The organism is Pseudoxanthobacter sp., from assembly GCF_036822375.1.
GTDB lineage: Bacteria > Pseudomonadota > Alphaproteobacteria > Rhizobiales > Segnochrobactraceae > Pseudoxanthobacter.
The window spans coordinates 1-2589 of record NZ_DAISHT010000334.1 but is presented as its reverse complement, the minus strand read 5'-3'; the positions used below and the strand labels follow the sequence as shown (position 1 = coordinate 2589).

The window sequence follows — 2589 nt, the reverse complement described above, 5'->3', positions numbered from 1 at the left end:
GGAGCGCCAGATCGGGCTGCGCGACAAGGTCGATGCCGAGCCGCTCGCCGGCATGGCGGTAATTGGTCTTCCACGTCAGCTGCACATAGCCGCGGCCGGCATAGCGGATGCCGTCGCCCGGCTTGTCGTTGCCGTTCCTGCGCGCCCGCTGCGGGTTGTCGCCGTTCACGTCATAAAGCCGGGTCTTGTAGGCATCGCCGCCATATTCGGCAATCGGCTGCATGGTGGTCGCCGTCTCGTGATAGGCGGTGGCGAGTACATAGGCGAGGGCCGCAGCCGGCGCGGCACCGGCTTCCTTCTGCCAGCAATCGATGATGGTACGGATGCCTTCCTGCTGGGCCGGCTTCAGCACGCCGGGAAAGAGCGGGGCATCGATGGCGCTGAAGAGTGTGGCTTCACTGTACATGACATCACCAGTAGTTGTTTATATGTAACAATGATGCCATTGATTGCATTTTGAGGAAAGGATAATTTTCCCATATTGCGGCTGGCAGCCCGCGCAGGCCCCGAACGCAAACGGGGCAGGGATCCGCGATCCCCGCCCCGCAAGACTCTGATGGCCGCCGCGCGGCCGCCGTGACGGCGCCGCCCGCGATCCGGATTCTATTCGCCGGCGAGGCGCAGCGGCGGGCGCAGATAATCGCGCTCGCGCACGCGCAGGTCCGCCTCGGTCCGGGTGATGTAGTCGCGGGTCAGCGGCACCGCATTCTGGTTGCGGGTGATCTGGATCTGGAAGTTCATCATGTCCTGATGGCGGAACGCCGTCTCGGACCCGGCCAGATAAAACTCCCACATGCGGCAGAACCGCTCGTCATAGAGTTCCCGGGCTTCCTCGCGGTGCTCCAGGAAGCGCTCGCGCCATGCCTTCAGCGTTTCGGCATAATGCAGGCGCAGGATCTCGATGTCCGTCACCTTCAGGCCGGCGCGCTCGATGGCCGGCAGCACCTCCGACAGCGCCGGAATGTAGCCACCGGGGAAGATGTATTTCTGGATCCAGGCGTTGGTATCGCCCGGCCCGTCGAACCGGCCGATGGAGTGCAGCACCATCACGCCGTCCGGTTTCAGCAACTGGCCGACCTTGGCAAAGAACTCGTCGAAGTGGCCGACGCCGACATGCTCGAACATGCCGACCGAGACGATGCGGTCGAACTGCGTGTCGAGGGCGCGGTAATCGGACAGCAGGAACCGGGCCTGATCGGCGATGCCGCGCGCCGCAGCGCGCTCGTTGGCGATGCCGTGCTGCTCCTCGGAAAGCGTAACGCCGGTCACGTCGGCGCCGCCGATGGACGCGAGATAGAGGCCGAGCCCGCCCCAGCCGCAGCCGATGTCGAGCAGCTTCTGCCCGGGTTCCAGCAGCAGCTTGGCGGCCAGATGGCGCTTCTTGGCAAGCTGGGCGGCTTCCAGATCGGCATCGGGCGTTTCGAAATAGGCGCACGAATATTGCCGGTCGGAATCGAGGAACAGCCGGTAGAGCCGGGCATCCAGATCGTAATGGTGGGCGACGTTCCGGCGCGAGGCGCGGCTGTGGTTGTGCTGGCGCCAGCGGCGCGTCAGCACGCGCCAGCGGTAGACCATTCTGGCCCACGTCGTCGGCATCGTGCTCGGCACGTTGCTCAGCACCAGATCGAGGAAGTCGTAGATCCGGCCGGCCTCGAAATCCACGCGGCCATCCATGAACGCCTCGCCGAGCTCGAACTCGGCGTTCAGGGCCAGCGCCCATTCCGTGCGGCGGTCTTTGATGCGCACCCGCACAAGCGGACCGCTGCCGTCGCCGAAGCGGAACGTCTGCCCCGCCGGATCAACGAACTCAAGATTGCCGACACGCATGAAGCGTGTGAGATAGCCTTGCAGAAGTCGGTTCATCGGCACTCTCCGAGGCGCCCGCCGGAAAAAACAGGGCGTCGGGGTTATCGGGGAATGACGATGGTATCCGTTTCGCGACGATGCTCAAGAGGCAAGCAGGCAAAAAGAAAGGGCGCGGCACAAAAAAGCCACGCCCTTGTCGCAATTGTGAACGGCACCGGCCTGCCGGCCGGTGCCGCGAAAGGGGCGGGCCTCAGGCCTGCGCTTCTTCCTCGGCGACTTCCTCGCCTTCGGTTTCCTCTTCCTCCACCTCGAACTCGTATTCGTCCTCGATGGTGGTCAGGTCTTCGCCGCGCGCCTGACGGGCGGCTTCGTCGGCCGAACGGGCGACGTTGACGCTGACCGTGGCGTGCACTTCCGGGTGCAGCGCGATGTCGACCGACTGCACGCCGATCGTCTTGATCGGGTGGTTGAGGATCACCTGCGTGCGGGTGATCGCAAAGCCGCCGGCATCCACCAGATCGGCGATGTCGCGGGTCGAAACCGAACCGTAGAGCTGACCGGTCTCGCCAGCCTGACGGATGACGATGAACGACTGGCCGTTGAGCTTTTCGGCAACGGCCTCGGCCTCGCTGCGGCGCTCAAGGTTGCGCGCCTCGAGATACTCGCGGTCGCGCTCGAAGCGCTTGCGGTTGGCTTCGGTGGCGCGCAGCGCCTTGCCCTGCGGCAGCAGGAAGTTGCGGGCGAAACCATCGCGCACGCGCACCAGATCACCCATCTGGCCGA

Annotated in this window: 3 protein-coding genes; all 3 read right to left on the bottom strand. The window is 64.9% G+C overall.

All coding sequences use genetic code 11. The features are described from left to right. The coding region (locus V7067_RS17300) for a glycoside hydrolase family 19 protein (RefSeq protein ID WP_334177127.1) at nucleotides 1-406 on the bottom strand (406 nt) is incomplete at its 3' end. Between the two features lie 197 nt (nucleotides 407-603). After that, the gene (locus V7067_RS17295) at nucleotides 604-1863 is read right to left on the bottom strand and encodes a cyclopropane-fatty-acyl-phospholipid synthase family protein (protein WP_334177126.1); all 1260 of its coding nucleotides are present in this window, start codon (nucleotides 1861-1863) and stop codon (nucleotides 604-606) included. A gap of 193 nt (nucleotides 1864-2056) precedes the next feature. After that, nucleotides 2057-2589, bottom strand: a 533-nt coding sequence (rplI, locus tag V7067_RS17290; RefSeq protein ID WP_334177125.1) for a 50S ribosomal protein L9, incomplete at its 5' end; no start/stop codon positions are given.